General features: G+C 58.5%; 1 rRNA gene. It reads right to left on the bottom strand.

Going from position 1 to position 241, the window contains the following annotated elements:
* Window positions 1–117, bottom strand: a 5S ribosomal RNA gene (gene rrf / locus N4G66_RS45550).
* Window positions 118–241 lie beyond the last annotated feature (124 nt).

The following is a 241-nucleotide window of genomic DNA, read 5'->3' on the forward strand; positions in this document are numbered from 1 at the left end:
GTTCGGCGGCGTCCTACTCTCCCACAGGGTCCCCCCTGCAGTACCATCGGCGCTGTGAGGCTTAGCTTCCGGGTTCGGAATGTAACCGGGCGTTTCCCTCACGCTATGACCACCGAAACACTATGAAACTGTCAACCGGAGCCGTGGCATGGCTACGACGGTTGTTCGTGGTTTCAGAACCAACACAGTGGACGCGAGCAACTGAGGACAAGCCCTCGGCCTATTAGTACCAGTCACCTCC

Origin of the sequence: Streptomyces rhizosphaerihabitans, from assembly GCF_025399795.1 — a bacterium.
GTDB lineage: Bacteria > Actinomycetota > Actinomycetes > Streptomycetales > Streptomycetaceae > Streptomyces > Streptomyces rhizosphaerihabitans.